This window comes from Pseudomonas sp. JV245A, from assembly GCF_032424515.1.
Lineage (GTDB): Bacteria > Pseudomonadota > Gammaproteobacteria > Pseudomonadales > Pseudomonadaceae > Aquipseudomonas > Aquipseudomonas protegens.
Genome location: NZ_VYKE01000607.1, coordinates 1 through 319 on the forward strand (window position 1 = coordinate 1; position 319 = coordinate 319).

General features: G+C 70.2%; 1 protein-coding gene. It reads right to left on the bottom strand.

Annotation, left to right across the window (positions count from 1 at the left end):
• Positions 1-15 precede the first annotated feature (15 nt).
• A partial coding sequence (locus F6S12_RS33255; RefSeq protein ID WP_315870053.1) for a LysR substrate-binding domain-containing protein occupies positions 16-319 on the bottom strand: 304 nt, incomplete at its 5' end.

The window sequence follows — 319 nt, forward strand, 5'->3', positions numbered from 1 at the left end:
CGGAGCCGCTGCGGGTCAGGGGCACAGCGCCCGGCAGCGCTGCAACACAAAGCTGTGCAGCAGGCGCACCCGCTGGGAAACCTGTAGGCGATGGGGGCACAGCAAGTTGAAGGGGGCCGGTTCCCCTTGCCAGTCGCCGAGCAGCGGCACCAGGCGCCCGGCGCGGATGTCCTCGGCCACATCCAGCCGGGCCTTGTAGACAATGCCGTGGCCGGCCAGGGCCCAGCGCCGGGCCACCTCACCGTCGTCGCACAGGTAATCGCCACGCACCAGGACTTCGCGGGTTTCGCTGCCGCGGCTGAAACGCCAGCGGTCATAG